The organism is Nocardia sp. NPDC057227 (genome assembly GCF_042669725.1).
GTDB classification, from domain to species: Bacteria; Actinomycetota; Actinomycetes; order Mycobacteriales; family Mycobacteriaceae; genus Nocardia; species Nocardia asteroides_A.
The window spans coordinates 173,256-198,952 of record NZ_JBHUXA010000013.1; the positions used below are offsets into that span (position 1 = coordinate 173,256).

25 protein-coding genes are annotated in these 25,697 nt (G+C 73.7%); 12 read left to right on the forward strand and 13 right to left on the reverse strand.

Annotated features, from left to right (window positions below; all coding sequences use genetic code 11):
* Window positions 1-81: 81 nt before the first annotated feature.
* The 3 genes from ACFUJ1_RS19865 to ACFUJ1_RS19875 form a co-directional block, all read right to left on the reverse strand.
* Window positions 82-1,263 carry a cation:proton antiporter gene (locus ACFUJ1_RS19865; protein WP_378647578.1) on the reverse strand — a complete coding sequence of 394 codons (1,182 nt, stop codon included), beginning with the start codon at window positions 1,261-1,263 and terminating at the stop codon, window positions 82-84.
* A 3-nt stretch (window positions 1,264-1,266) separates the two neighbouring features.
* On the reverse strand, window positions 1,267-1,749 hold the full coding sequence (locus tag ACFUJ1_RS19870; RefSeq protein WP_378611837.1) for a cation:proton antiporter regulatory subunit: 483 nt from the start codon (window positions 1,747-1,749) through the stop codon (window positions 1,267-1,269).
* Window positions 1,750-1,834: 85 nt separating this feature from the next.
* Entirely contained in the window at window positions 1,835-2,194 is a 360-nt protein-coding gene (locus tag ACFUJ1_RS19875) for a DUF952 domain-containing protein (RefSeq protein WP_233019500.1), read from the reverse strand.
* 272 nt (window positions 2,195-2,466) lie between these two features.
* Here ACFUJ1_RS19875 and ACFUJ1_RS19880 point away from each other — a divergent pair, with 272 nt between their 5' ends.
* On the forward strand, window positions 2,467-2,661 hold the full coding sequence (locus tag ACFUJ1_RS19880; protein WP_233019501.1) for a hypothetical protein: 195 nt from the start codon (window positions 2,467-2,469) through the stop codon (window positions 2,659-2,661).
* Window positions 2,662-2,755: 94 nt separating this feature from the next.
* Here ACFUJ1_RS19880 and ACFUJ1_RS19885 read toward each other — a convergent pair whose 3' ends face one another.
* Window positions 2,756-3,514 (reverse strand): TetR/AcrR family transcriptional regulator C-terminal domain-containing protein, encoded by a 759-nt coding sequence (locus ACFUJ1_RS19885; RefSeq protein WP_378647580.1) that lies wholly within the window; start codon window positions 3,512-3,514, stop codon window positions 2,756-2,758.
* Window positions 3,515-3,649: 135 nt separating this feature from the next.
* Between ACFUJ1_RS19885 and ACFUJ1_RS19890 the strand changes: the two genes are divergently transcribed.
* Both ACFUJ1_RS19890 and ACFUJ1_RS19895 read left to right on the forward strand, forming a co-directional pair.
* Window positions 3,650-5,365 (forward strand): DEAD/DEAH box helicase, encoded by a 1,716-nt coding sequence (locus ACFUJ1_RS19890; protein ID WP_378647643.1) that lies wholly within the window; start codon window positions 3,650-3,652, stop codon window positions 5,363-5,365.
* A complete protein-coding gene (locus ACFUJ1_RS19895) occupies window positions 5,365-5,916 on the forward strand; it encodes a hypothetical protein (protein WP_378647582.1) in 552 nt (183 codons plus the stop codon). Before ACFUJ1_RS19890 ends, ACFUJ1_RS19895 begins: the two co-directional genes overlap by 1 nt.
* 7 nt (window positions 5,917-5,923) lie before the next feature.
* On the opposite strand, the gene ACFUJ1_RS19900 is transcribed toward ACFUJ1_RS19895, so the two are convergent.
* Entirely contained in the window at window positions 5,924-6,649 is a 726-nt protein-coding gene (locus tag ACFUJ1_RS19900) for an SDR family oxidoreductase (protein ID WP_378647584.1), read from the reverse strand.
* A 101-nt stretch (window positions 6,650-6,750) separates the two neighbouring features.
* Between ACFUJ1_RS19900 and ACFUJ1_RS19905 the strand changes: the two genes are divergently transcribed.
* Window positions 6,751-7,344: a TetR/AcrR family transcriptional regulator gene (locus ACFUJ1_RS19905; protein WP_378647586.1), complete on the forward strand. Its 594-nt coding sequence runs from the start codon at window positions 6,751-6,753 to the stop codon at window positions 7,342-7,344.
* 1 nt (window position 7,345) lies between these two features.
* Here ACFUJ1_RS19905 and ACFUJ1_RS19910 read toward each other — a convergent pair whose 3' ends face one another.
* A complete protein-coding gene (locus ACFUJ1_RS19910; protein ID WP_378647588.1) occupies window positions 7,346-9,109 on the reverse strand; it encodes a DEAD/DEAH box helicase in 1,764 nt (587 codons plus the stop codon).
* Window positions 9,110-9,263: 154 nt separating this feature from the next.
* Between ACFUJ1_RS19910 and ACFUJ1_RS19915 the strand changes: the two genes are divergently transcribed.
* A complete protein-coding gene (locus tag ACFUJ1_RS19915) occupies window positions 9,264-10,424 on the forward strand; it encodes a YihY/virulence factor BrkB family protein (RefSeq protein WP_378647590.1) in 1,161 nt (386 codons plus the stop codon).
* A 27-nt stretch (window positions 10,425-10,451) separates the two neighbouring features.
* Here the strand turns inward: ACFUJ1_RS19915 and ACFUJ1_RS19920 are convergent, their stop codons facing one another.
* The gene (locus ACFUJ1_RS19920) at window positions 10,452-10,688 is read right to left on the reverse strand and encodes a DUF3039 domain-containing protein (RefSeq protein WP_233019508.1); all 237 of its coding nucleotides are present in this window, start codon (window positions 10,686-10,688) and stop codon (window positions 10,452-10,454) included.
* A gap of 72 nt (window positions 10,689-10,760) precedes the next feature.
* Between ACFUJ1_RS19920 and ACFUJ1_RS19925 the strand changes: the two genes are divergently transcribed.
* Window positions 10,761-11,171, forward strand: coding sequence for a DUF3099 domain-containing protein (locus ACFUJ1_RS19925; RefSeq protein ID WP_378647592.1), 411 nt, complete (start codon window positions 10,761-10,763; stop codon window positions 11,169-11,171).
* Here the strand turns inward: ACFUJ1_RS19925 and ACFUJ1_RS19930 are convergent.
* Entirely contained in the window at window positions 11,145-12,449 is a 1,305-nt protein-coding gene (locus tag ACFUJ1_RS19930) for an MFS transporter (RefSeq protein ID WP_378647594.1), read from the reverse strand. The two genes, ACFUJ1_RS19925 and ACFUJ1_RS19930, sit on opposite strands and share 27 nt — an antisense overlap.
* A 132-nt stretch (window positions 12,450-12,581) precedes the next feature.
* On the opposite strand from ACFUJ1_RS19930, the gene ACFUJ1_RS19935 reads away from it, so the two are divergent.
* From ACFUJ1_RS19935 to ACFUJ1_RS19945, 3 genes are all read left to right on the forward strand, one after another.
* Entirely contained in the window at window positions 12,582-13,313 is a 732-nt protein-coding gene (locus ACFUJ1_RS19935; RefSeq protein WP_378647596.1) for a VOC family protein, read from the forward strand.
* Between the two features lie 25 nt (window positions 13,314-13,338).
* Window positions 13,339-14,877, forward strand: a complete 1,539-nt coding sequence (locus ACFUJ1_RS19940; protein WP_378647597.1) for a methyltransferase — start codon at window positions 13,339-13,341, stop codon at window positions 14,875-14,877.
* A gap of 161 nt (window positions 14,878-15,038) precedes the next feature.
* Window positions 15,039-16,007 carry a sigma-70 family RNA polymerase sigma factor gene (locus ACFUJ1_RS19945; protein WP_233019513.1) on the forward strand — a complete coding sequence of 323 codons (969 nt, stop codon included), beginning with the start codon at window positions 15,039-15,041 and terminating at the stop codon, window positions 16,005-16,007.
* 57 nt (window positions 16,008-16,064) lie between these two features.
* On the opposite strand, the gene ACFUJ1_RS19950 is transcribed toward ACFUJ1_RS19945, so the two are convergent.
* From ACFUJ1_RS19950 to ACFUJ1_RS19960, 3 genes are all read right to left on the reverse strand, one after another.
* Entirely contained in the window at window positions 16,065-16,430 is a 366-nt protein-coding gene (locus tag ACFUJ1_RS19950) for a DUF4333 domain-containing protein (protein ID WP_378647598.1), read from the reverse strand.
* Window positions 16,431-16,611: 181 nt separating this feature from the next.
* Window positions 16,612-19,374 (reverse strand): GNAT family N-acetyltransferase, encoded by a 2,763-nt coding sequence (locus ACFUJ1_RS19955; RefSeq protein ID WP_378647599.1) that lies wholly within the window; start codon window positions 19,372-19,374, stop codon window positions 16,612-16,614.
* Window positions 19,367-20,617, reverse strand: a complete 1,251-nt coding sequence (locus tag ACFUJ1_RS19960) for an acetoin utilization protein AcuC (protein ID WP_378647600.1) — start codon at window positions 20,615-20,617, stop codon at window positions 19,367-19,369. The genes ACFUJ1_RS19955 and ACFUJ1_RS19960 overlap by 8 nt, the downstream gene beginning before the upstream one ends.
* Window positions 20,618-20,743: 126 nt before the next feature.
* Between ACFUJ1_RS19960 and ACFUJ1_RS19965 the strand changes: the two genes are divergently transcribed.
* A complete protein-coding gene (locus ACFUJ1_RS19965; RefSeq protein WP_233019517.1) occupies window positions 20,744-21,430 on the forward strand; it encodes a metal-dependent transcriptional regulator in 687 nt (228 codons plus the stop codon).
* A gap of 3 nt (window positions 21,431-21,433) precedes the next feature.
* A complete protein-coding gene (galE, locus tag ACFUJ1_RS19970; protein ID WP_378647601.1) occupies window positions 21,434-22,429 on the forward strand; it encodes a UDP-glucose 4-epimerase GalE in 996 nt (331 codons plus the stop codon).
* Window positions 22,430-22,445: 16 nt separating this feature from the next.
* On the opposite strand, the gene ACFUJ1_RS19975 is transcribed toward galE, so the two are convergent.
* Window positions 22,446-23,609 (reverse strand): DUF4192 domain-containing protein, encoded by a 1,164-nt coding sequence (locus tag ACFUJ1_RS19975; RefSeq protein ID WP_378647602.1) that lies wholly within the window; start codon window positions 23,607-23,609, stop codon window positions 22,446-22,448.
* A 90-nt stretch (window positions 23,610-23,699) separates the two neighbouring features.
* Complete coding sequence (locus ACFUJ1_RS19980) at window positions 23,700-24,416, reverse strand: sensor domain-containing protein (protein ID WP_378647603.1); 717 nt, start codon at window positions 24,414-24,416, stop codon at window positions 23,700-23,702.
* Between the two features lie 282 nt (window positions 24,417-24,698).
* On the opposite strand from ACFUJ1_RS19980, the gene ACFUJ1_RS19985 reads away from it, so the two are divergent.
* Window positions 24,699-25,646: a PAC2 family protein gene (locus ACFUJ1_RS19985; protein WP_378647604.1), complete on the forward strand. Its 948-nt coding sequence runs from the start codon at window positions 24,699-24,701 to the stop codon at window positions 25,644-25,646.
* The last annotated feature ends 51 nt before the right edge of the window (window positions 25,647-25,697 follow it).

Below are 25,697 nucleotides of genomic sequence, written 5' to 3' on the forward strand. Positions count from 1 at the left end.
GGGCGGGCCGTGTGCTCGAACGCCGACGGCGGCAGCGGGCGGGCAACGAGCTCACGCGCCGGCAGCGGGTGGCCACGGGGCTCAGGAGCCGATGGCGGCGGGCGGGCCGCGGTGCAGCAGGGCGTACGCGGGCTCGGCGAGCCGCGCAGCGACCGGCCCGATGACCGCCATGAGCAGGACGTAGGCCGAGGCCAGCGCGGCGAGTTCGGTCGCGGCGGTGCCGATGCCGATGGCGAGCCCGGCGATCACGACGGAGAACTCGCCGCGCGCCACCAGCGCCGCCCCCGCCCTGGCCCGCCCCGGCGCCCTGATCCCCTGCCTGCCCGCCGCCCACCACCCGGTGGCCACCTTGGTCACCGTGCTGACCACCGCGAGCGCGACCGCCCAGCCGAGCACCGGCGGGATCGCCGCCGGGTCGGTGTTCAGCCCGAAGGCGACGAAGAAGATCGCGGCGAAGAGATCGCGCAGCGGCTCCAGCAGCTTCACCGCCTGCCGCGCGGTCGCGCCGGAGATGGCGATCCCGAGCAGGAACGCCCCGACCGCCGCCGAGACGTGCAGCGCGGACGCCACCCCGGCCACCAGCAGCGCCGCGCCGAGCAGCTCGAGCAGGAACACCTCGCGGTCGTCGCTGGCCAGCAGCGCCGATACCTGCCGCCCGTAGCGCAGCGCGAGCAGCAGCACGACGGTGACGCAGGCCAGCGCGGTGCCGAGCGCGCGCAACCCGCTGAGCACGCTCAGCCCGGCCAGCACGGTGGTCAGGATCGGCAGGTACAGCGCCATCGCCAGATCCTCGAAGACCAGGATGGAGAGCACGACGGGGGTCTCCCGGTTGCCGAGCCTGCCCAGGTCGGCGAGGACCTTCGCGACGATCCCGGACGACGAGATGTAGGTGACCCCGGCCATCGTGATGGCCCCGGTTGCCCCCCAGCCGAGCAGCAGCGCCACCACCGCGCCGGGCGTGGCATTGGCGGCCAGGTCGACCAGCCCGGCCGGCCAGGAGCGGCGCAGCCCGGTGACGAGCTCGGGCGCGGTGTACTCCAGCCCGAGCAGGAGCAGCAGCAGGACGACGCCGATCTCGGCGGCCAGGTGGCCGAAGTCGTTGGCCGCGCTCAGCTCGACGAACCCGCCCTGCCCGAAGGCGAGCCCGCCGAGCAGGTAGAGCGGGATCGGCGACATCCCGGCCCGCCCGGCCAGCCTGCCGAGCAGGCCGAGGACGAACAGCACCGCACCGAGCTCGAGCAACGCGAGCGCGGTGCCGTCCACCGGTCAGCCGTGGGTGAGGATCTTCGCGGCCGTGTCGAGCCCCTCGGGCGTTCCGACGACCACGAGCAGGTCGTCGGCGCCGAAGGTGAAGTCGGGGCCGGGTGAGGGGTAGACCTGCCCCGCCCGCATCACGGCGACGATCGACGCCTTGGTGCGGGTGCGCATACCGGTCTCCCCCAGCGTGCGGCCCTCGTACGGGGAGTCCGCCTTGATCGGCAGCTGCCTGGTCAGGATGCCGGGCATGTCGCGGTGGTCCTCGCGCAGCTGGGCGACCAGCTGTGGGGCCCCGAGCAGGTTGGCCAGCACCGCCGCCTCGTCCGCCGTGAGCGGGATCTCGGCCGCGCAGGCGTCCGGGTCGTCCAGCTTGGAGACGATGAGATCGATGCCGCCGTCGCGGAGATCGACCACCCCGATCCGGCGGCCGGACCGGGCCTGGAAGTCCTTGCGCACCCCGATCCCGGGCAATGCTGTGACATCGACGTTCACGGACTCCAGCGTAGACCTGCCGACGGCCCCCGTCGCGGGAGACCGTCCGGGTGGTCGGTTCGGCGGATTTCCGGTGCCGGTGCCGTCAGCGCGCGAGCGGCGCGAAGACCCCGTCCCCGTCCGGCCGGTACTCGTCGATGGCGGTCACCGCCCCCGCGGGCAGCGGGCCGTAGAGGTGCGGAAACAGCATGGACTCCGGGTCGGTGGGTACCCCCGGCTCCCACTTCACCGGCGCGCCCAGCCGGGCCGGGTCGATCCGGAGCAGCACGAGATCCCGTCGCCCGGAGAACAACCGGTTGGCGGGCAGGTGCGCCTGCTGCGGGGTCGACAGGTGCACGAACCCGGCCACCTCGAGCGAGGCCGGGCGCAGCTCCCCCGACTGCCGCGCGGCCAGCCATTCCGCCAGCGTGCAGATGTGAACCAGGGTGTGAGTGTCATAGGTCACGGGTAGTCTCCCGATAGACAACTGGATCGGACTGTTCGAGTACGAGATTCGCGCGCTTTCGAAGCTGAGCAGGGGTGTTCGCCCACGGCGGAAATCCCAGGTCGTGTTATCGAAAACACATCGGATCCCCACCGGGAACAAACCCCGGACCGCGAACGTCTGTCAGAGTAGTCATACCCCTGCTGGGAAGTAGCGGATGTGAGCCCGCGGAGTGACCACGGGCCCGACACCAGGTGAACGGACTGTGTGCCGGAAGCCAGGACGGAGGAGTCATGCCAGGAACCCTGACCAGCACCCCACTGACCGCGGTCGATCGCTGCGACCGGTGCGGGGCCGCTGCCCGAGTGCGTGCCGTTCTGCCCGCGGGTGGCGAGTTGCTCTTCTGCCAGCACCACGCGAACGAACACATGGAGCGCCTGCGTGAGCTCGAGGCCGTGATCAACACGGAATCCGCTCCCGCTCTGTAGACCCCGTCCTCGCGTCCGACACAACAGCATCCGACAACAGAATCCGCGACAGCGGGCGATCCGATCCGGATCGCCCGCTGTTTCGTCTCCGGGGTCACGTTCCCGCCGTTCCGCCCGGCTTTCCGCTCAGCAGGATTCCATCGATCAGCGTGCCGAGGCCGTACTCGAAGTCGCCGTCCGGGTCGCCCGGCGCCTGGTACCGCTCGCCCACCGCGGCCCCGACCCGCGCAGCCGTCGGGAACTCGCGCTCCGGCAGGACGGCGGCGAGCAGCGGGCCGTGCGCGGCCCACCAGGCGGCGTTGTCGCCCGCTCGGCGCGCGGCCACCGCGGTCCCGGCATTGCCGGTGGCGAACTCGGTCAGCACCCGCACCGCCCGGTCCAGCGCGACGTCGTCGAGGCCGAGCCCCGTCAGCGCGGCCAGCTGCCGGTCGTAGCGGCGCAACCGGCCGGGGCCGAGCACCAGCCGCCACGGCGAGACCTCCAGCAGCCACGGGTGCGCGAGCAGCTCGGCGCGCACCTGCCGCGCCACCGCCGCCACCCGCTCGCGCGGGGCGCCGCCGGGCAGCGGGCGGTCGCGGGCCGCCAGCTCGTCCACCATGGCGGCGAGCAGCTCGTCCTTGCCAGGCACGTAGGTGTAGAGGCTCATGGGCCGCAGGCCGAGCTCCGTGGCGACCGCGCGGATGGAGACCCCGGCCAGGCCGTCCCGGTCGGCCAGCACCACCGCGGCGTCGACCACGGCGTCCACGTTCACCGTCTGGCGGGGGCCGCGGGTGGGCGGGCGCGGCGGCAGGTGGCGCCGCCAGAGCAGGGCGATGAGCCGCGCGGCGCGCTCCTCGGCGGTCGGCTCGGCCACGGCTCCCCCTCCCGGGAACAAATCCCGTACGGTGTACGTTGTCGGTTTTCCGTACACCTTACGCTGTTCTCCGAAAGGGGCCGTACCCTGTCCGCACTGCAGGCCACCTACCTCCCGGACCGTCACCTCGTCGCGCTGTGGACCTGGTCCGGCGGCCCCGGCGCGGCCCCACCGGGCGCCGGGGAGCGGGAAACGCTTCCGCTGCTGCTGCCCGGCCCGGACGGGCTCGCGGTCACCGCCGTGCCGTGCGCGCTGCTCACCCCGGCCGAGTTCACCGCCGACCCGCGCACCGGCGCGGCCTCGCACGCCGCCTGGGCCGCCGCCTTCGCCGACCCGGCCGCCGCGCCCGCGCTGCCGCCCGCCGCGCACGCCGTGCCGAACGCCACCGGCACCGCCGTGCTGGCCCCGGAGCGCGCGCTGGCCGTCGCCAGGGAGACCGCCGCGGTGCCGGAGCGGCTGGCGGGCAGGCTGCACGCCGAGCTGCGGCCGTACCAGGCGCGCGGCATCGGCTGGCTGCACGAGACGGTCGCCGCGCACGGCGGCGCGGTGCTGGCGGACGAGATGGGGCTCGGCAAGACGGTGCAGGCCATCGGGTTCCTTGCCGACCGGGCGGGCGGGCCGAACCTGGTCGTGGCGCCGACCTCGCTGGTGGGCAACTGGATTCACGAGATCACCCGCTTCGCGCCGGAGCTGAAGGCGCGGGCGTGGCGCGGCGGCCAACCGGCGGCCGAACCGGGCACCGTGCTGGTCACCGGCTACCCGACGCTGCGGCTGCACCACCGCGAGCTGGCCGGATTCCGCTGGGAGACGGCGATCTTCGACGAGGCGCAGGCGCTGAAGAACCCGCGCACCCAGGTCGCGGTGGCCGCGCGCGGGTTGGACGCCGCCGCGCGGATCGCGCTGACCGGCACCCCGGTGGAGAACGACCTGGACGAGCTCTTCGCGCTGCTGCACCTGGTGGCGCCGCGGCTCTTCACGCACCGCAGCCGGTTCCGGCGGCGCTACGCAAAGCCCATCGCCGAGGGCGACGCGGGCGCGGCGGCCAGGCTGCGCGACGCGCTGGAGCCGGTGCTGCTGGCCAGGCGCAAGTCCCAGGTGGCCGCCGGGCTGCCCGCCAAGATCCACAGCGACCTGCTCTGCGACCTCACCGCCGAGCAGGCCGCGCTCTACGACCGGGTGCTGGACGAGGCCGCGGACACCGGGTTCGGCACCGGGCTGCAGCGGCACGGCCGGGTGCTCGCGGCGCTCACCGCGTTGAAACAGGTCTGCGACCACCCGGGGCTGATCACCGGCGACCTGGCCGAGATCGGCGGGCGCTCCGGCAAGATCGACCTCTGCACCGACATCGTGGCCGCCAATCTCGCCAACGACGCCCCGACCCTGCTCTTCACCCAGTACCGCGGCGCGGGCGAGCTGCTGGTCAGGCATTTCGCCGAGACCTTCGGGCTCACCGTCCCGTTCCTGCACGGCGGGCTCGACCCCGCCGCGCGGGCCGGGATCGTGCGGGACTTCCAGCGACCGGACGGCCCGCCGGTGCTGGTCCTGAGCCTGCGCGCGGCCGGCACCGGCCTCACCCTGACCCGCGCCGCCGATGTGGTGCACGTGGACCGCTGGTGGAACCCGGCGGTCGAGGCGCAGGCCACCGACCGGGTGCACCGGATCGGGCAGACCCGCACCGTCACCGTCACCACACTCACCACCGCCACCACGGTGGAGGAGCACATCGCCCGGCTGCACGACCGCAAGGCCGCGCTCACCGACCTCGGCGACAGCGCCGGGATCGCGGCGCTGGCCCGGCTGGACGACGCCGGGCTGATGGAGATCCTGCGCCGCTCGCGGGGGGCAGCCTGATGCCGGAGAACGAGTTCGGCTACACCCGGTGGGGCATGGACTGGGTGCGGCTCGCCGAGCCGCTGCGCAGCACCCGCCCGGAGCCGCTGCTGCCGCGCGCCCGCAGCATCGCCCGCAACAGCGGGGTGCGCACGGTGGTCGAGGGCAGGCTGGTGCGGGCGACCATCCAGCGCGGCGGGCAGGCCTCGGTGACGCACCTGGAGGTCGCGGCGCCCGCCGGGGCGGCGGTGGCGGCGGTGGCCGGGCTGGTGCCCGACCCGGCGCTGCTCGGCGACGACGCGCACGCGGCGCTGCGCGCGGCCGGGATCGACCCGGCCCCCGTGCTCGCCGCCACCGACTGCTCCTGCTCCGCGCGGCGCGAGCGCTGCGTGCACCTGCTCGCGCTCTGCTACGAGGTGGCGCGGCAGGTCGACGCCGAGCCCGCGCTGGCCCTGCGGATCGGCGGCTTCCTCGACCCTGCCGCGGGCGCGCCGGACACCCCGGCGGCCCCGCGCCGCTGGATCCCGCTGGCCGACATGGACGCGGCGGGCTGGTTCGACGCCCCGCCGTGAGCCGTCCTCACGCGTTGGTGCCGCCGTCGACGGTGAGCACCGCGCCGGTGATGGTGCGCCCGGACTCCCCCGCCAGGAACGCCACCGTCTCGGCCACGTCGGCGGCGGTGCCGAAGCGGCCGAGCGCGGTGAGCGCGCGCTGGGCGTCGGCGTGCTCCCCGTCGCCGGGGTTCATGTCGGTGTCGGTGGAGCCGGGCTGCACCACGTTCACGGTGATCTCGCGCGGCCCCAGCTCCCTGGCCAGCGCCCGGGTGAAGCCGTTCAGCGCCGACTTGCTCATGCTGTAGAGCGACAGCCCGGGGAACGGCGCGCGCTCGCTGAGGTTCGAGCCGATGCTGATGATCCTGCCGCCCGGCCCGAGGTGCGGCAGCGCCGCCTGCGCGGCCAGGAAGGCGGCGCGCGGGTGCACCGCAAGCGCCAGGTCGACCTCCGCCACGGTGAACTCGGCGAACGGCTTGGCCGGGAAGATTCCGGCATTGTTGACCAGGATGTCCAGCCCGCCGAGTTCGGCGGCGGTCCGCTCGACCGCGTGCGCGATGTCGCCCGGTTCCGCGCTGTCCGCCCGCACGGCGACCGCCCGGCGCCCGCGCGCCCGCACCTCCGCGGCGACGGCTTCCGCCCTGCCCTCCTCGGCCCGGTAGGTCAGCGCCACATCGACCCCGTCCGCCGCCAGCCGGAGCGCGATCGCCGCCCCGATCCCCCTGCTGCCCCCGGTCACCAGTGCCACCCGCATGCCCCACACCTTTCTTTAGTGATCGATACAGAACTATTCGAGCGGGCGCGGCGGCCGGCGTCAAGGGTTATCTTTAGTGAACGACACAGAAAGGGTTCGCCATGCAGCCACGCGGCCGCCCGCGCGCGTTCGATCGCGCCGCGGCGCTGAACCGCGCCATGGAGGTGTTCTGGGAGCACGGCTACGAGGGCACCTCGCTCACCGACCTGACCACCGCCATGGGCATCGCCTCCCCCAGCCTCTACGCGGCCTTCGGGGGCAAGGAGGCGCTGTTCCGCGAGGCCGTCGAGCTGTACGGCGCGACCTACGGCGGGTACACCGAGCGCGCGCTGCGCGAGGAGCCGACGGCGCGCGCGAGTATCGAGGCCGTGTTGCGCGACAACGCCGCCGCCTACACCGCACCGGAGCTGCCGCACGGCTGCATGATCGTGCTGGCAGGCTCCACCTACACCACCCGCAACACGGCCGTGCGGGACTTCCTGGTGACCATGCGCAAGGGCAATACCGAGGAGATCCGGCGGCGGCTCGACCGCGGGGTGACCGAGGGCGACCTCCCCGCGGGCACCGACACGGCCGCACTGGCCCGCTTCTACACCTCGGTGCTCTACGGCCTCTCGATCCAGGCGCGCGACGGCGCCACCGCGGACGACCTCACCGCCGCCATCGACCTGGCCATGGCCGCCTGGCCCGCCTGACCTACCGGCGGCGCAGGGCCGCTATCCGCTCGTGCAGCTGGTCGGCGCTGGCCAGCGCGGTGGGCGGGCCCCCGCACTCGCGGCGCAGCTCGCCGTGGATCACGCCGTGCGGCTTGCCGGTGCGGTGGTGGTGCATGGCGACCAGGCTGTTCAGCTCGCGGCGCAGCTCGCCGAGCGCGGCGGCGGTGGCGACCCGGTCGGCGGCCGCGGCGGCCTGCGGCGCGGGCGCGGGGATCGCGGTGACGGTGACCGAGCGCTCGGTCACCTGCTTGGACTGCCGCTCGCGCAGCAGCGCGCGCATCTGCTCGGCGTCGAGCAGCCCGGGGATGCCGAGGTAGTCGGCCTCCTCCGCGCTGCCGGTGAAGGTGGCGGTGCCGAACGAGGAGCCGTCGTAGATCACCTGGTCCAGCTCGGCGTCGGCGGCCAGCGCGACGAACGGCTTCTCGTCCTCGCCCGGCTCGTCCTGCTGCTTGTTGGCCTGCTCCAGCAGCGCGTCCTCCAGGCCGTCGGCCTGCCGGTGCGGTTTGCCGATGACGTGGTCGCGCTGCACCTCGAGCTGCGCGGCGAGGTCGAGCAGCACCGGCACCGACGGCAGGAAGACGCTGGCCGTCTCGCCCGGCTGCCTGGCGCGCACGAACCGCCCGATGGCCTGGGCGAAGTACAGCGGGGTCGAGGCGCTGGTGGCGTAGACGCCGACCGCGAGCCGCGGCACGTCGACGCCCTCGGAGACCATCCGCACCGCGACCATCCACGGCTCGTCGCTCGCGCCGAAGCTGCCGATCCGGGCCGACGAGGTCGGGTCGTCGGAGAGCACGAGCGCGGGTCGGCGGCCGGAGATGTGCTCCAGCAGCTCGGCGTAGTCGCGGGCGCGCTCCTGGTCGGTGGCGATCACCAGGCCGCCCGCGTCCGGCATGCCGGAGGTGCGCAGCTGGCGCAGCCTGGTGTCGGCGGCCTGCAGCACCTTGGACATCCAGTCGCCTGCCGGGTCCAGCGCGGTGCGCCAGGCGCGCGCGGTGTGTTCGGCGCTCAGCGGCTCGCCGAGCCGGGCGCTGTACTCCTCGCCCGCGCTGTCCCGCCAGTGCGCCTCGCCGCTGTAGGCGAGGAAGACGACCGGCCGCACGACGCCGTCGGCCAGCGCGTCGGAGTAGCCGTACGAGTGGTCGGCGCGGGAGCGGTCGAAGCCGGACTCGTCCGGTTCGTAGACGATGAACGGGATTCGGCTGTCGTCGCTGCGGAACGGGGTGCCGGTGAGCGCCAGCCTGCGGGTGGCGTCGCCGAAGGCCTCGGCGACGGCGTCGCCCCAGCTCTTGGCGTCGCCCGCGTGGTGAACCTCGTCCAGGATCACCAGCGTGCGCTTGTTCTCGGTGCGCACCCGGTGCTTGAACGGGTGCGCCGCCACCTGGGCGTAGGTCACCACGACGCCGTGGTAGTCGCCGGAGGTGCCGCCGGTGGTGTTGGAGAAGCGCGAGTCCAGCGCGATGCCGGAGCGGGCCGCGGACTGCGCCCACTGGTGCTTCAGGTGCTCGGTCGGGGCGACCACGGTGATCTGGTCGACGGTGCGATCGGCGAGCAGCTCGGCCGCGACCCGCAGCGCGAAGGTGGTCTTACCCGCGCCCGGCGTCGCCACGGCGAGGAAATCGCGCGGCCGCGCCGTCAGGTACTTGGTCAGCGCACGCCGCTGCCAGGCCCGGAGCACGCCCCCGCCGCCGGGGGCCCCCGACGTCGTCGCTCCGGCCGCTGTCGCGGCACCACCTGACCCGGTCACGTCGTAGACCCTAACGGCCGGTCGCGGCGTGTCGCCAAACCGACGCGGCGGCGGGCGATATCCGTCACAGCCGTCGGGTCCGCGCGGGATTCGTCGCACCGGATGCCCCGCCGGTCCGGTGTGCGAGCGACCGGTGAGTAATGCTGTAAGGACCATGACCGACACCACGCCCACCGGCTCCGGCGCGTCCCCGGCAACCGGGCAGCAGCCCGGCGCCGACCCGGCGCCGGTCCGCACCCGGCTGCGCCACGCGCGCGGGCAGGCGCTGCGGCTGATCGTGCGCACCGCGGTCAAGAGCTGGAACGGGTCGATCTTCGCCAAGTCGGCGGCCGCGGCCTTCTGGCAGACGCTGTCGCTGGCCCCGCTGCTGCTCGGCGTGCTCGGCAGCCTCGGCTACGTCGGCGGCTGGTTCGGCCCGGACACGGTGGAGATCGTGGAGGGCAAGATCATCGCGTTCAGCCGGGACCTGTTCAGCCCGGCGGTGGTCGAGGAGCTGATCGAGCCGACCGTGCAGGACGTGCTCGGCCGCGGCCGCGGCGCGGTGGTGTCGTTCGGCTTCGTGCTCTCGCTCTGGGCGGGCTCGTCGGCCATGGCGACCTTCGTGGACGCGATCGTGGAGGCGCACGACCAGCACGAGGCGCGGCACCCGGTCTGGCAGCGGATCTTCGCGCTGCTGCTCTACCTGCTGTTCCTGGTGGCGGCGGTGTTCATCCTGCCGCTGGTCGCGCTCGGCCCGGTGCTCATCGGGCGGGCGCTGCCGGAAGGCTGGCGGGAGCCGGGGCTGCGGCTGCTCGACGGCTTCTACTACCCGGGCGTCGGGCTGCTGCTGATCGTCGGGCTGACCACGCTCTACAAGCTGGCGCTGCACCGCTCGCTGCCCTGGCTGCGGCTGCTCGGCGGGGCCCTGGTGGCCGGGGTCTTCTTCATGACGGCCAGCGAGCTCCTGCGCCGGTACCTGGCCTGGATCACCGCGTCCGGGGTGAGCTACGGGGCGCTGGCCACGCCGATCGCGTTCCTGCTCTTCACGTTCTTCCTCGGCTTCGCGGTGATCCTCGGCGCCGAGTTCAACGCCGCCGTGCAGGAGATGTGGCCCGTCCACGGGTCGCGGCTGGACCGGACCAAGGAGTGGCTGGCGCACCGGGTGCTCGGGGACGGGATCGTGCAGCGTCCACGCTTCGGCGGGCGCCGCGTCGAGCGGAGCGGAGCCCGCGAGCGGGCGCGTCGCGCGGCGGAGCCGCAGCGAGCCGACGACCCGGCGCCGACGCGACCTGCCGAGACACCCGCACCGGGGCACGCGGAGACGACCGGGGCCTGAACGCACCCGGCCTGCGGACGCCGGGTCTCAGTCGCCCTTGCGCAGCTGCTCGTAGACCTTCTTGCAGTCCGGGCAGACCGGCGAGCCGGGCTTGGCCGAGCGCGTCACCGGGAACACCTCGCCGCAGAGCGCGACCACGTGCGTGCCCATCACCGCGCTCTCGGCGATCTTGTTCTTCTTCACGTAGTGGAAGAACTTGGGGGTGTCGTCCGCGGTCGTCTCGTCGGTGGTGGTGTCCGGCCGCGCCAGGGTGTCAGTACTCACGCCCTCCATGATGCCGCACATCTCCCACCCCGGCCGATGCGCGCGGCGTCGAACGGTGGAACACTCGAACACATGCACCAGCACGGCGACCCCCGAGACGCCGACGAGCGCCGCACCGACCACTCCGCCACCGACACCGAGCCCCGCGCCAGAAGATCGCGCGGCTTCTTCCGAGCGGGCGACGACACCCCGGTCCTGATCACCGAGGCCGCGCCCTCCCTGGAGGAGCAGCACCGCGCCCGGGTCCGGCGGTACACCGTGATCATGGCGTTCCGCATCCCGTGCCTGCTCGGCGCCGCGCTGGCCTACAGCCTGTGGGCGAACGCGCTGATCTCGCTGCTGATCATCGCCGTCTCGGTCCCGCTGCCCTGGATCGCGGTGCTGATCGCCAACGACCGCCCGCCGCGCACCAAGGACGAGCCGAGCCGCTGGGACCGCCCGCGCCCGGCGCTGGAATCACACCCGCACCGCGCCGTCGAGTGACGGGGCCTTCGGCCGCGCGATGAGGATCGAGAGCACCGCGGCCAGCCCGCACAGCCCGCCCGCCAGGTACCAGGCCAGCGTGTAGCTGCCCTGCAGGTCCCTGACCACGCCCGCGCCGGTGGCCGCGACGGCCGCGCCGACCTGGTGCGAGGCGAAGACCCAGCCGAACGCCACCGGCCCGTCGGCGCCGAAGATCTCCCGGCAGAGCGCGACCGTCGGCGGAACGGTGGCGATCCAGTCCAGCCCGTAGAAGATCACGAAGACCCACATGCTCGGCTCGGTCTGCGGCGCGAAGAGGTGCGGCAGGATCAGCAGCGAGAGCCCGCGCAGGCTGTAGTAGCCGACCAGCAGCAGCCGCGGATCCACCAGGTCGGTGAGCCAGCCCGAGCAGATCGTGCCGACCACGTCGAAGACCCCGACCAGGGCGAGCAGCCCGGCCGCCGTGGTCACCGGCATGCCGTGGTCGTGCGCCGCGCTGACGAAGTGCGTGCCGACCAGCCCGTTGGTCGAGGCGCCGCAGATGGCGAAGCCGCCCGCCAGCAACCAGAAGCCGGGCTCGCGGACCGCGCGGCGCAGCACCGTGAGCGCGCGCAGCGCACCGCCCGCGACCGCGACCCTTGTCCCCGCCGTGCTGCCGTCGGGGGCGCCGTAGGCGAGCCGCCCCACGTCGCTCGGGTAGTCCCGGACGAAGAAGAGCACCAGCGGCACCACGGCCAGCGCGACGGCGGCCACCACGAGCGCGGGCAGCCGCCAGCCGTGCCGGTCGGCCAGCCCGGCGATCAGCGGGAGGAAGACCAGCTGCCCGGTCGCGCCCGCGGCGGTGAGCACCCCGGTGACCAGCCCGCGGTGCCGGACGAACCAGCGGGAGGTGATGGTCGCGACGAACGGCATGGACATCGAGCCGACCCCGACGCCGACCAGCAGCCCCCAGGTCGCCACCAGCTGCCAGGGCTGGGTCATGAACACCGTGAGCCCGCTGCCGAGCGCGACCAGCACCAGCGCGCAGGCGACGACGATCCGGATGCCGAAGCGGTCCATCAGTGCCGCCGCGAACGGCGAGATCAGCCCGTAGAGCAGCAGGTTCAGCGAGACCGCCGTGCCGATGGTCCCGTGCGACCAGCCGAACTCGTCGTGCAGCGGATTCATCAGCACGCCGGGCACCGAGCGGAAGGCGGCCGCGCCGATCAGCGCGACGAAACCGACGGCCGCCACGGTCCAGGCCGGGTGCGGCCATCGGCCCGCGGCAGCCGGGCGGCGGGCGGTACGCAGTGAGGTCACCGGCAGATCTTGCCGGAGGCGGAGTACGCCCGCGAGTGGCAGTTCTGCCAGGTTCCGCCGATATCCCGCCAGGGTCGACAGCGGCCGCGGCCCCGCTCTACTGTCGGAGCGAATCGAGGCGAGGAGCTGCGAATGATCCAGTGGGTCTGGGCTTTTCTCGACCGTCCCGCCGCCGGATTCGACGAATCCGCCCGGTTCTGGGCGGCGGTCACCGGCACGACGGTCTCCGCGAAGCGGGGCGAGTTCTCCGAGTTCGTCACGCTCGACCCCGCCTCCGGGCCGGGCACGCTGAAGATGCAGGCGGTGCCGGATGGCGGCCGGGTGCACCTCGACCTGGACGTCGCCGACGTGCCGGCCGCGCGGGAGACCGCCACCCGGCTCGGCGCCGAGCCGGTGTTCGAGCACCCGGACTACGCCGTCTTCCGCTCCCCCGCCGGGCTCACCTTCTGCCTCACCCCCGACGGCAGGGCCGAGCCGGGCGAGCGGCCGCCCGTGCGCGGCCCCGGCGGCGTCTCCACCCGGCTGGACCAGGTGTGTCTCGACATCGGGGCGAGCGATATCGAGCGCGAGACCGAGTTCTGGCGCAGACTCACCGGGCTGCCCTACCGGGTCGGCCGCCGCCCCGAGTTCGCGCTGCTGCGCGGCAGGCCCGGCCTCGGCTACGACCTGCTGCTGCAGCGGCTGGACGAGGACCGGGCGGCGAGCGCGCACCTCGACTTCGCCGCCTCCGACCCGGCGGCCGCCGCCGAATACCACGCCGAGCTCGGCGCCCGGGTCGTCGAACGCTTCGAGCACTGGATCGTGATGGCCGCCCCGGACGGCCACCCCTACTGCCTCACCGCCCGCGACCCGCACGGAGTCTGAGCACCGGCGATGGCAGAGTAGCTGCGTGCCAGACGCCCCGAACCTCCTCGCCGCCCGCACCGACACCGCCGCCGCGCCGCTCGTCGCGCTCTGCCCCGGCCTGCGTACCGCGCTGGAGCGGGCGGGGTACGACGCCGACACCCTGCTCGCGGTGCTCGGGCCCGCGGCGCACGCCGCGCTCGGCCGCTCCGAGCCGGTCCCGGTGCGCCGCGCCGCCCGTGCCGCGGGCGACCTCGGCACGCTGATCGCGCTCTTCCTGCTGCACGACGACGTCCCGGCCGCCGCGGCGGCCGCGGCGCTGGCCCCGGTCGAACTCGCCGACGCGGTCGCCGCCGGGCTGCTGGAGCGGGACGGCGACGCGGTGCGCGCCGCGCTCGACCTGCGCCCGCTCGACGCGGGCGCCGGAACCCGCTGGATCATCTCCGACCTGGACGACTCCATGCGCCGCCGCACCCTGACCGAGGAGCACGTGCTCGGCGTCGGACACGCCTCGCTCTCGCTGCTGCGCGCCACCCCCACCGACCCGGCGGGCACCGTGCTCGACCTCGGCACCGGCTGCGGCGTGCAGGCCGTGCACGCCACCTCCTACGCGGGCGCCGTCACCGCCACCGACGTGAACCCGCGCGCGCTCGCGCTGGCCGCGGCCACCTGCGCGCTGAACGGCCTCGAGGTCGAACTGCTGGCCGGCTCCTGGTTCGAGCCGGTGGCCGGGCGGCGGTTCGACCGGATCGTGGCCAACCCGCCGTTCGTGGTCGGGCCCGCCCGGGTCGAGCACACCTACCGGGACTCCGGGCTCGCCCTGGACGGCGCCAGCGAGCTGGTGATCTCCACCGCGCCGGAGCTGCTCGCACCGGGCGGCACCGCGGCGCTGCTCGCCGCCTGGGTGCACCGGGACGGCGAGGACTGGCGGGCCAGGGTCGCGTCCTGGCTGCCCGCGCACGGGGTGGACGCGTGGGTGGTGCAGCGCGACGTCGCCGACCCCGCGCTCTACGTCGGCACCTGGCTGCGCGACGCCGGGCTCGACCCGCGCGAGCCGGAGGCGCAGCGCCGCGCGGAGACCTGGCTCGACGTCTTCGCGGCCGATGGCGTCACCGGAATCGGCTTCGGTTTCGTCTACCTGCGCGCGATCGACGGCCCCACCGAGCTGCTCGCCGAGGACCTCACGCACGGCTTCGACGACCCGCTCGGCCCGGAGGCCACCGCCTGGTTCGAGCGCTCGGCCTGGCTGCGCGCGGTCGCCGCCGACCCGGAGGTGGCCTGGAACACGCGCTTCCGCGTCCCCGACACCACCGCGCTGGAACGCGTCGCGCTGGCCGGCCCGGACGGCTGGGAGCCGCTGGTCGCGCGGGTGCACCGCGGGGACGGGCCGCGCTGGCAGCACGAGGTGGACGAGGCCGGGATCGCGCTGCTCGCGGGAATGCGCCCGGACGGTCTGGCGTTGTCCGATCTGACGGAATTGCTCGCTCTCGCACACGGCTCCGGAGAGACGACCCCCGAGTTCGCGGACGCGGTACTGACCCTGGTGACGGGGTTGGTCCGGCACGGTCTCGTCGTGCCGGCCTAGCCACGCACAGGCGTTCGGGCCGGGGTGTCCTTCTCAGGAACTTCTCAGCCGAAGGTGATGGAAAGCGCAGGCCAGAGCCTGTTTACCCGGACAGTCACCGGGAACTTTCTCACTGTCGGTTCCGTTGATCCGAGTGAGACACCACCGACAGGAGGCAAGTCATGACAAGCCCCGCCACGACTCGTGTGCGCCCCAGCGATGCCGATATCGACGCCCAGAGCCCGGCCGCCGACCTGGTCCGCGTGTACCTGAACGGGATCGGCCGGACGGCGCTGCTCACGGCGGCCGACGAGGTGGAGCTGGCGAAGCGCATCGAGGCGGGTCTGTACGCGCAGAACCTGCTGGAGACCGGCAAGCGGCTCTCCGCCACGCGCAAGCGCGATCTGGCGGTCGTCGTCCGGGAGGGCCAGGCGGCCCGCTCGCACCTGCTGGAAGCCAACCTGCGCCTCGTGGTCTCCCTCGCCAAGCGCTACACCGGCCGCGGCATGCCGCTGCTCGATCTCATCCAGGAGGGCAACCTCGGGCTGATCCGCGCCATGGAGAAGTTCGACTACGCCAAGGGCTTCAAGTTCTCGACCTACGCCACCTGGTGGATCCGGCAGGCCATCACCCGCGGCATGGCCGACCAGAGCCGCACCATCCGGCTCCCCGTGCACCTCGTGGAGCAGGTGAACAAGCTGGCCAGGATCAAGCGCGAGCTGCACCAGCAGCTCGGCCGCGAGGCCACCGACGACGAACTGGCCACCGAGTCCGGCATCCCGGTGGAGAAGATCGCCGACCTGCTCGACCACAGCCGGGATCCGGTGAGCCTGGACATGCCGGTCGGCAACGACGAAGAGGCCCCGCTCGGTGACTTCATCGAGGACTCCGAGGCCACCTCGGCCGAGTCGGCGGTGATCGCCGGGCTGCTGCACCGCGACGTGCGCAGCGTGCTCGCCACCCTGGACGAGCGCGAGCAGCAGGTCATCCGGCTGCGCTTCGGCCTCGACGACGGCCAGCCGCGCACCCTCGACCAGATCGGTAAGCTCTTCGGGCTCTCCCGCGAGCGGGTGCGCCAGATCGAGCGCGAGGTCATGACCAAGCTGCGCAAGGGTGAGCGGGCCGACCGGCTCCGCGCCTACGCCAGCTGAGCACCCGACGTCCTGGGCCGATCCCTCCGATCGGCCCAGTGTCACATCCGGGGACCGCTACTGCTGGTCGACCTGCACGTCGTAGTTGACCGTGTCGCCCTCGACACTGGTCACCGTGACGGTGAGGCCGATGGTGTCGCCGCCCGCGCTCAGCGTGCAGCGCATGGTGGTGCCGACCTTGCCGGTGAGGTCACCGGGGCAATCGATGGAATCGGGGGTCTGCCCGACCTCCTCGGCCAGCGTCTGCGACACCGACTTCTCCAGGTCGGATTCGTCGATCTTCGGATCGCCGCCGATCGACACCGAACAGGCCGACAGCGCACACCCCAACGCGAACAGGGTGGCGGCGCCGGCGAGCCGGGCCGTCCGCCCGCGCGCACGCGGGGCGGTACGAACAGACGGGTCGGTCTTGATGATGGTCATGGGGTTTCCCTCTCCGGTCAGACGCAGTGATCGCGACAAGATCGCCGCACCCGGGCTGGTTGTTACCCCCCGACCCGTGCGACCCAGATTGTGCGACAAGATCGCCCGGCGCGGAGCATTTTCCGACGTCATTCATTCGATGGATACCGCGATGCCGAAAGTTCGCTCCGCGCCCGTCCGGTCAGGCCAATCGGCGCGGGCCGATATCGAAGCGGCTCGGCTCCGGGCCGAAGCGCGCCCGCGCGTACAGGATCGAGGCCTCCCGCGGCGCGGCGAGCACCGGATCGAAGGAGATCTCGCGCAGCTCGGGTAGATCGTCGAAGAGCGCCGAGATGCGCTGCGCCAGCTCGATCAGCGCCGCCTTGTCCACCCGCGGGCTGGCCGGCGTGCCGGAGAGCAGCGGCGCCGCGCGCGGGGCGTCGATCAGTGCCGCCGCCTCGTCCTCGGTGAGCGGAAGCGCCCGGTACGCCCGGTCGCCGAGCAGCTCGATGATCAGGCCGGAGAGCCCGAACTCCAGCACCGAGCCGAACGACGGGTCGTCGGTGACCCGCAGCACGCAGCCGACGCCCTTGGTCGCCATCCGCTGCACGTGCAGCACCGGGTCGCCGCTGAGCCGCACCAGGTCCGCGTAGGCCTGGCGCACCGCCTCCGGCCGCCACAGGTCGAGCCGCACCCCGCTCAAGTCGGCGCGGCGCCGCCACAGCTCGCCGGTCGCCTTGGCCGCGACCGGGTAGCCGAGCTCCTCCGCCGCCGCGACCGCCTCGTCGGCGCTGTGCACCTCGCGGAACTCCACCACCTCGATGCCGTAGCAGCCGAGCAGCCGCACGGTCTCCAGGTCGGTGAGCCAGCGCCCCTCCGGCGCCGCCGCCTGCCAGCCGCGCAGCAGCTCCGCGGCCCGCTCGGCGTCGATGCCGGGCGGGCGCACCACCGCGGAGACCGGGCGGGTGCGCCAGTCGGCGTAGCGCCACACCCGGGCCAGCGCCCGCGCCGCGCGCTCCGGGTCCGGGTAGGACGGGATGGAGCCGCGGGCCGGGATGGCGTTGTCGCCGCGCACCGCGAGCAGGTTCGGCAGCCCCTCCTCGGCCATGAAGGTGGTGAGCAGCGGCTTGCTCGCCTCCGGGACGGCCGCGGCGGCCGAGCGGATGGCGTCGGCGAATCCGGCCATCGGCAGCGGCACCGGCGGGGCGAAGACCACGATCACGGCATCGACCTCGGCACTGCGCAGCGCCGCGACCACCGCGTCGAAGTAGTCGCCCGGCGTGGCCTGCGGGCCGAGATCCACCGGCTCCTGCTGGTCCCCGTGGTCGACCCAGCGCTCGGTCGGCCGGGGCCGCCGCGGCCGGGTGCGGCGGTGCTGCGCCGGCCGCTGCACGCGCAGCCCCTCGCCCCTGGCGGCGTCGACCGCGAGCCAGTTCAGCGCCGCGCTGTTGCCGACCACCGCGACCCTGGGTCCGGCGGGCAGCGGCTGGTAGGCCAGCAGCGCGGCGCAGTCGAAGAGCTCGGAGATGGTGTCCACCTGGACGATTCCGGCCTGCCCGAACAGGTCGCGCACGATCGAGCGGTCCATGTCGCCCTCGGGGGTGGCGCGGGCGGCGAGCCTGCCGCTGCTCACCGCGACGATCGGCTTGTGCCTGGCCACCCGGCGCGCGATCCGGTTGAACTTGCGCGGGTTGCCGAAGCTCTCCAGGTAGAGCAGCACCACCTCGGTGCCGGGGTCGGTGTCCCAGTACTGCAGCAGGTCGTTGCCGGAGAGGTCGGCGCGGTTGCCCGCCGAGACGAAGGTGGAGAGCCCGAGGTTGCGCGCCGCGGCCTGACCGAGGATGGCGACGCCGAGCGGGCCGGACTGGCAGAAGAACCCGATCCGGCCGCGGTACGGCAGCAGCGGGGCCAGCGTGGCGTTCATCGCCACCGCCGGGTCGGTGTTGGCGATGCCGAGCGCGCTCGGCCCGACCACCCGCATGCCGTGCCCGCGGGCCGCGGCGACCAGGTGCCGCTCGGCGGCGACGCCGTCCTCGCCGGTCTCACCGAACCCGGCGGTCAGCACCACCAGCCCCTTCACCCGCTTGGCGAGGCAGTCGTCGAGCACCGAGTCGATGGCGGCGGCGGGCACCGCCACCACCGCGAGGTCGACCTCGTCCGGGATGTCGCGCACGGTCGGGTAGGCGTGCACGCCGCGCACCGAGCGGCGGTTCGGGTTCACCGGGTACACCGGCCCCTGGAACAGCCCGGCCAGCAGGTTGGCCAGGACCACGCCGCCGACCCGGCCGGTGCCGGGCGTCGCGCCGATCACCGCGATGGAGCGCGGGGCGAGCAGGTTGCCGACGCTGCGCGCCTCGGAGGCGCGCTCGCGGGCGTCGCGCACCGAGACCAGCGCCTCGGTGGGGTCGATGGCGAACTCCAGGTGCAGCACCGAGCCGTCCCGCGACCGCTCCACCTGGTAGCCGGCGTCCCGGAAGACCGTGACCATCACGGTGTTCTCGGCCAGCACCTCGGCGACGAAGGTGGCGATGTCGTTCTCCGCGGCCGCGCCGGCGAGATGCTCGAGCAGCACCGAGCCTAGGCCGCGGCCCTGGTGCTCGTCGGCCACCACGAAGGCCACCTCGGCGGCGCGCGCGCCCACTCGGTCCAGCAGCTCGTACCGGCCGACGGCGATGATCGCCTCGCCAAGCTCGCAGACCAGCCCCACCCGGTCGCGGTGGTCGACGTGCGTCGAGCGGTACAGGTCCCGCGGCGAGATCCGCGGGTAGGGGCCGAAGTAGCGCAGGTACCGGGTGCGCTCGGAGAGCCTGCCGTGGAACTCCTGCAGCCGCTCCGCGTCGTCCGGGGTGATCGCCCGCACCCGCACCACGCCGCCGTCCGAGGCGAGCACGTCGGCGAACCAGTGCTGCGGCGGCGGGGGCGGCACCGCGGGCGTGCCGGGCTCGTCGAGGTACGGCTCAGTCACGGGGATCCTCCGGGTCGAGGCCGAGCAGCCCGAATGCGGCGCGGCGGGTGGCGAGCACCGCGGTGTCGACGGCGCGGCGGGCCCGGTCGACCTGGGCGTCGCCGGTCTCGACGGCGCCTCCCGGCCCGTCCCACGGCTGATATCGGGTGTCGCCGCCCTCCCCCATGACCGTGGGCGGCTGCACCCGGGGCGCGACTACCCTTGCCCGCTCCCGCCATGCCTCCGGCAGCGGCGTCTCCGGTGGCAGCGGCCGGTCCAGTGCGGTGGCCAGCAGCTGGGTCCAGGCCCGTGGCACCACCCGGATCAGCCCGTACCCGCCGCCGCCGACCGCGAGCCAGCGGCCATCGGCGTACCGGTCGGCGAGCTCGCGCATGGCGAGGAAGGCCGCCGTCTGCCCGTCCACGGTCAGCTCCAGGTCGGCGAGCGGGTCCTCGCGGTGCGTGTCCACACCGCACTGGCTGATCAGGATCTGCGGCCGGAAGGCGGCCAGCGCGCCGGGCACCACCGCGTGGAAGCCGCGCAGCCAGGCGGCGTCCCCGGTGCCCGGCAGCAGCGCCAGGTTCAGCGCGGTGCCCTCGGCGGGGCCCGCGCCGACCTCGTCCGGCCAGCCGGTGCTCGGCCACAGCGTGGCGGGGTGCTGGTGGATGGAGACGGTCAGGACGCGCGGATCGCCGTAGAAGGCGCGCTGCACCCCGTCGCCGTGGTGCACGTCGACGTCGACGTAGGCGATCCGGTCGAAGCCGTGGTCGAGCAGCCAGGAAATGGCGACCGCGGCGTCGTTGTAGATGCAGAAGCCGGCGGCCGAGTTCGCCATCGCGTGGTGCATTCCGCCGCCGATGCTCACCGCCCTCCTGGTTCGGCCCTCGGCGATCTCCCGCGCCGCCGCGAGCGTGCCGCCGACGATCACCGACGCGGCGTCGTGCATTCCGGGGAATACCGGATTGTCGTCCGAGCCGAGGCCGAAGAGCGGTGCCGACGGGCGATTCCCCGGCGAGCCGGAATCCGGGACGGCGTGTCGCACCGCATCGATGTACTCCGGGGTGTGCACGCGCAGCAGATCCGGCATTCCGGCCGGCTCCGGGCGCACCGTCTCGACCCCGGCGAGCAGCCCGAGTTCCCCGGCCAGCGCCATGGTGAGGTCGAGTCGCGCCGGCTTCATCGGGTGCTCCGGGGTCCAGGAGTACTCCAGGAATCGATCACTCCAGACGACCGTCGCGGAGGGCTCCGCCGATTCAGTGGCCATGCTCGCAACGCTAGCGGGAAGCACGGAACACCGCGAAGCGTTGACATGCAGTAGAAATACACGGGAGTGCGTTTCCAGTGGCGTGGCCGTTCCCGGGTAGAATTCGCGTTGACGAAGGGGTGACTGGTGAAGGATCTGGTCGATACGACGGAGATGTATCTCCGTACGATTTACGACCTGGAAGAAGAGGGCGTCGTACCCCTGCGCGCCCGCATCGCGGAGCGCCTGGAACAGAGCGGCCCCACCGTCAGCCAGACGGTCGCCCGGATGGAGCGCGACGGCCTGCTGCTGGTGGCAGGCGACCGGCACCTCGAGCTCACCGACAAGGGCCGCGGCATGGCGGTCGCGGTGATGCGCAAGCACCGCCTCGCCGAGCGCCTGCTGGTCGACATCATCGGGCTGGACTGGCAGAACGTGCACGCCGAGGCGTGTCGCTGGGAACACGTCATGAGCGAGGACGTGGAGCGCAGGCTGGTCGAGGTGCTCAACAACCCGACCACCTCCCCCTACGGCAACCCCATCCCCGGTCTGGACGAGCTCGGCGTGATCCCGGCGTACCCCGGCGAGGAGCAGCTGATCCGGCTCTCCGATCTGGTGCCGGGCCAGGTGCACGCGGTCGTGGTGCGCCGGCTCGCCGAGCACATCCAGACCGACCCGGATGTCATCGGCAGCCTGCGCGAGGCCGGTGTGGTGCCGGATGCGAGGGTCTCCGTGGAGAACCGCCCCGGCTCGGTGCTGATCACGGTGCCCGGCCATCAGGGCTTCGAACTGTCCGACGAGATGGCGCACGCCATCCAGGTGAAACTGGTCTGATACGTGAAACTTCTGGTCACGGGTGGCGCGGGCTACGTCGGCGGCGTCTGCGCGCAGGTTCTGCTGGAACGCGGCCACCAGGTGGTCGTGGTGGACGATCTGTCCACCGGCAACGCCGAGGGCGTGCCAGCGGGCGCCCGCTTCGTGGAGGGCGACATCGCCACCGCGGGCGTGGAGCTGATCGGCTCGGAGAGCTTCGACGGCGTGCTGCACTTCGCGGCGCAGTCGCTGGTCGGCGAGTCGGTGCAGCAGCCGGAGAAGTACTGGCACGGCAATGTGGTGAAGACGCTGACGCTGCTCGAGGCGCTGCGCCGCAGTGGAATCGGGCGCCTGGTCTTCTCCTCGACGGCCGCGGTGTACGGCGAGCCGGAGCAGGTGCCGATCACCGAGGCGGCGCCGGCCAGGCCGACCAATCCGTACGGCGCCTCGAAGCTCGCCATCGACCACGCCATCACCTCCTACGCGGTGGCGCACGGCCTGGCGGCGACCAGCCTGCGGTACTTCAACGTGGCGGGCGCCTACGGCGGCCTCGGCGAGAACCGCGTGGTGGAAACCCATCTCATCCCCCTCGTGCTCCAGGTCGCGGCCGGGCACCGGGAGTCGATCGCGGTGTACGGCACCGACTGGCCGACCCCGGACGGCACCGCCGTCCGCGACTACATCCACATCCGTGATCTCGCCGACGCGCACCTGCTCGCGCTCACCAGCTCGGAGCCGGGTACGCACCGGATCTACAACCTGGGCAGCGGCACCGGCTTCTCGGTGCGCGAGGTGATCGCGGCCGTCCAGCGGGTCACCGGGCTGGAGATCACCGCGGTGGACGCGCCCCGGCGGGCGGGCGATCCGGCCACCCTGGTGGCCGCCAGCGAGCGCGCCATCCGGGAGCTCGGCTGGCGCCCCGAGCACAACGACCTCGACGAGATCGTCGCCGACGCCTGGGAGTTCCTGCGCGGCCTCGGCGCGCGGGCGCACTCCGCTCCCGCCTCCGCCAGCTCCTGACGTTCTCCGCCACCGGTCATCGGCGCGGCCCGAGGTCGAGCCCGAGATCGGTGGCGGACTCGTATCCGCACAGCACCAGCCTGCGCAGCTGCGCCGGGCGCATCCCCGAGCGCAGCGAGTTCTCCAGCAGGACCGCCATCGGGTGGCCGGGCAGCGCGTCCAGCGCGACATCGAGGGCGATGCCCGCGAAGGGGCCGTCGCCGCGCAGGTAGGCGCTGTAGCCGAGCAGGGCGGCGGCCTCGGCCCGGTCGGCGCCGACGAGGGCGCGGGTGAGCAGCAGCCAGAGCCGCTCGGCGGCGGTGGCATGTGGGCCTGCGGCGAGCGCGAACATGATGTCGCGCACCGCGCGGTCGCGCAGCGCGACCGCGATCCGGGCCAGCTCGCGCGGCTGCGGCTCCGTGCCCGATTCGAGCCCGGAGATCTGCCAGAGCACGAATTCGGCGGTCTGCCTGCTGTATTCGAGGGGGACACCGCGGCGCACGGCGTCGGCGTAGTCGGCCCGGGTGGCCGCCGCGACGGCGGGGAGTTCGCGCTCGACCGCGGCCGTCAGGTCCTGGGCGGTGGCGACCATGTCGGTGAGCTCGGTGCGGGAGCCGCGCAGTGGCTGCCCGGACAGCACGTGCCCGAAGGCCACCGGCGAATCCGCCGGGTCCGCGAGCGTGCCCGAAGCCGCCGGATCGAGCAGGTCCTGCCAGTGGGCTCCGGCTGTGAAGCCGGAGAGCGCGTAGGCGGCGCCGAGCGTGAGCCCGGCCGCGCCGAGGTGCTCGGCCAGCCCGGTCACCAGCGCGCTCCCCCGCTCGCGTTCCCCGCGCTCGTCGACGACGACGGCGATGATCTGCTCGACCCGGCCGGGACCCCGGATGTCGGCGACGCACTCCGCGACGGCGTCGGCGGGCAGCGCGCCGCCGCGCTCGGACTCCAGGTCGAAGCGGACCACCGCGTCCACCCGTGCCGTGCCCGGCGGCGCCTGCTGCCGGGCACCGGGTGCCCGCAGCACCACGATCACCAGCGAGCGCTCCGGGGTGAACCCGACCATGGCGGGCACCGAGGCCAGGAGCGCGCCGGGCTCACCGAGGTAGACGGTGGGCGCGTCGTACGGGGGTTCGGCACCCTCGCCGCAGCGCAGCGGGGGCATCGGTCCGTGCGGCGGGCCGGGAAGGGAGTGTGCTGGAGTGGACATGGGGCCACTGTGGCTCAGCACCCGCGTCCGGAGCCGGCTCCGACCTGGGCGGGAAGGAAGCCTGGGGACAACCGCGCCCCTGTGGACAACTCAGCGCTCGCGCACCCGCTCGACCGCGGTCTCGAACAGCTCCTGCACCGGCCCCGGCTCCGGCTCGGAGCCGCCGAACACCATCCCGGTCACGGTGATGCGCACATCCCCCACCTGCCCGATCACCGTGCGCATGGTCTGGGTGAGCGCGGCCCCGCCGCGATCCGGCAGCACCGTGCGGAGCAGCGCGAGCGCGTCGTCCGGGGCGGGCGCGGCGGCGGGCGGGTCGTCGAGCAGGTCGGTGACGACGGTGGCGCCCGCGCCTGCCCGCTGCACCCGGATGCTCCCGCAGTCCGCCAGCCGGGTGCGCAGCCGGGCCAGCGGCTGATCGGTGCGGCTCAGCTCCACGGTGAGGCTGGCCCGCGACTCCTCGTCGGTGCCGACGGCGACGGCGGTGCTCCCCGGGTCGGCGCGGGCGGCGGGCGGGGTGCAGCGGGCCGGCTCGACGGTCGCGCCCGGCCCCACCCCGTCCAGGTCGCCCGCCGCCTGCACCGCGGCCTCGGCGGGCAGCCGCACCGCCGGGTACCCGTCCGGGAAGGACTCCGGCGCGGGCACCAGTTCGGCCAGCTCCGCGGTGATCGGCGCGCCGATCCTGGTCTGCTCGGCCGACCCGGGCGCCCCGGGCACCACCGAGCCGCAGCCGGCCAGCAGCACCGCACCCGCCGAGAGCCAGCAGGCGGGCAGGAGGCGGTGCCGGGGCAGCGAGACGGGGGTCACACCCCCACTCTGCAACACCCGTGCGGCGCGCCGCGTCCTGCCACGCCGCGAATCGCAGGTGCGGAACGGGGATCCCCGGGTACTCCGGCAACAGATCAGGGAATGTCCCGGCACCGTCGGGGCGTTGACCGGAGCAGGTGCGCGACGACCGGGAACGGCCCGGTACGCGGCACGAGTTCCATGAGCGACAATGGAACAGGGTTCGCAGCACGGCAGGCGGGCGTGTGAGCCGGAGAGTTCCCCCGCCCCTGGTGTGGCGGATCGCTCAGGAAGGAGTACGCGATGGACAACGAGTCGCGGATGTACGAACTGGAGTTTCCCGCTCCACAGCTGTCGGCGGCCGACGGCTCGGGGCCGGTCCTCGTGCACGGGCTGGAGGGCTTCACCGACGCGGGTCACGCCGTGCGGCTGGCCACCACGCACCTGCGGGAGAGCCTGGAGAGCGAGCTGGTGGCCTCCTTCGACGTGGACGAGCTGCTCGACTACCGCTCGCGCCGCCCGCTGATGACCTTCAAGACCGACCACTTCGCCGACTACGCCGAGCCGGAGCTGAACCTGTGGGCGCTGCGCGACACCGCGGGCACCCCGTTCCTGCTGCTCGCCGGGATGGAGCCGGACCTGCGGTGGGAGAAGTTCACCACCGCGGTGCGGCTGCTCGCCGAGCAGCTCGGCGTGCGCCGCACGGTGGGGCTGAGCGCGATCCCGATGGCGATCCCGCACACCCGCCCGCTCGGCGTCACCGCGCACTCCTCGGACCGCGCGCTGATCGGCGACCACCAGCGCTGGCCCGGTGAGCTGCAGGTTCCCGGCAGCGCCTCGTCGCTGCTGGAGTACCGGATGGGACAGCACGGCTACGAGTCGGTCGGGTTCAGCGTGCACGTGCCGCACTACCTGTCGCAGACCGCCTACCCGGAGGCCGCGCAGACGCTGCTGGAGAACGTCGCCGACAACGCCGGGCTGACCTTCCCGCTGGCCGCGCTCGGCGAGGCCGGGGCGCGGGTCCGCGAGCAGGTGAACGAGCACATCGCGGGCAACCCCGAGGTGGAGACGGTGGTGCAGGCGCTGGAACGGCAGTACGACAGCTTCGTCACCGCCCAGGAGCGGCAGTCCAGCCTGCTGGTCGGTGAGGGCGAGCTGCTGCCGAGCGGTGACGAGCTCGGCGCCGAGTTCGAACGCTTCCTCGCCGAGCAGACCGGCACCGACGACAAGGACGATCCGGGCGCCCGCTGACCCGCCGACCGAGCCGCCGCACCGGAAACCCCGGTGCGTAGGGTGGTCGGA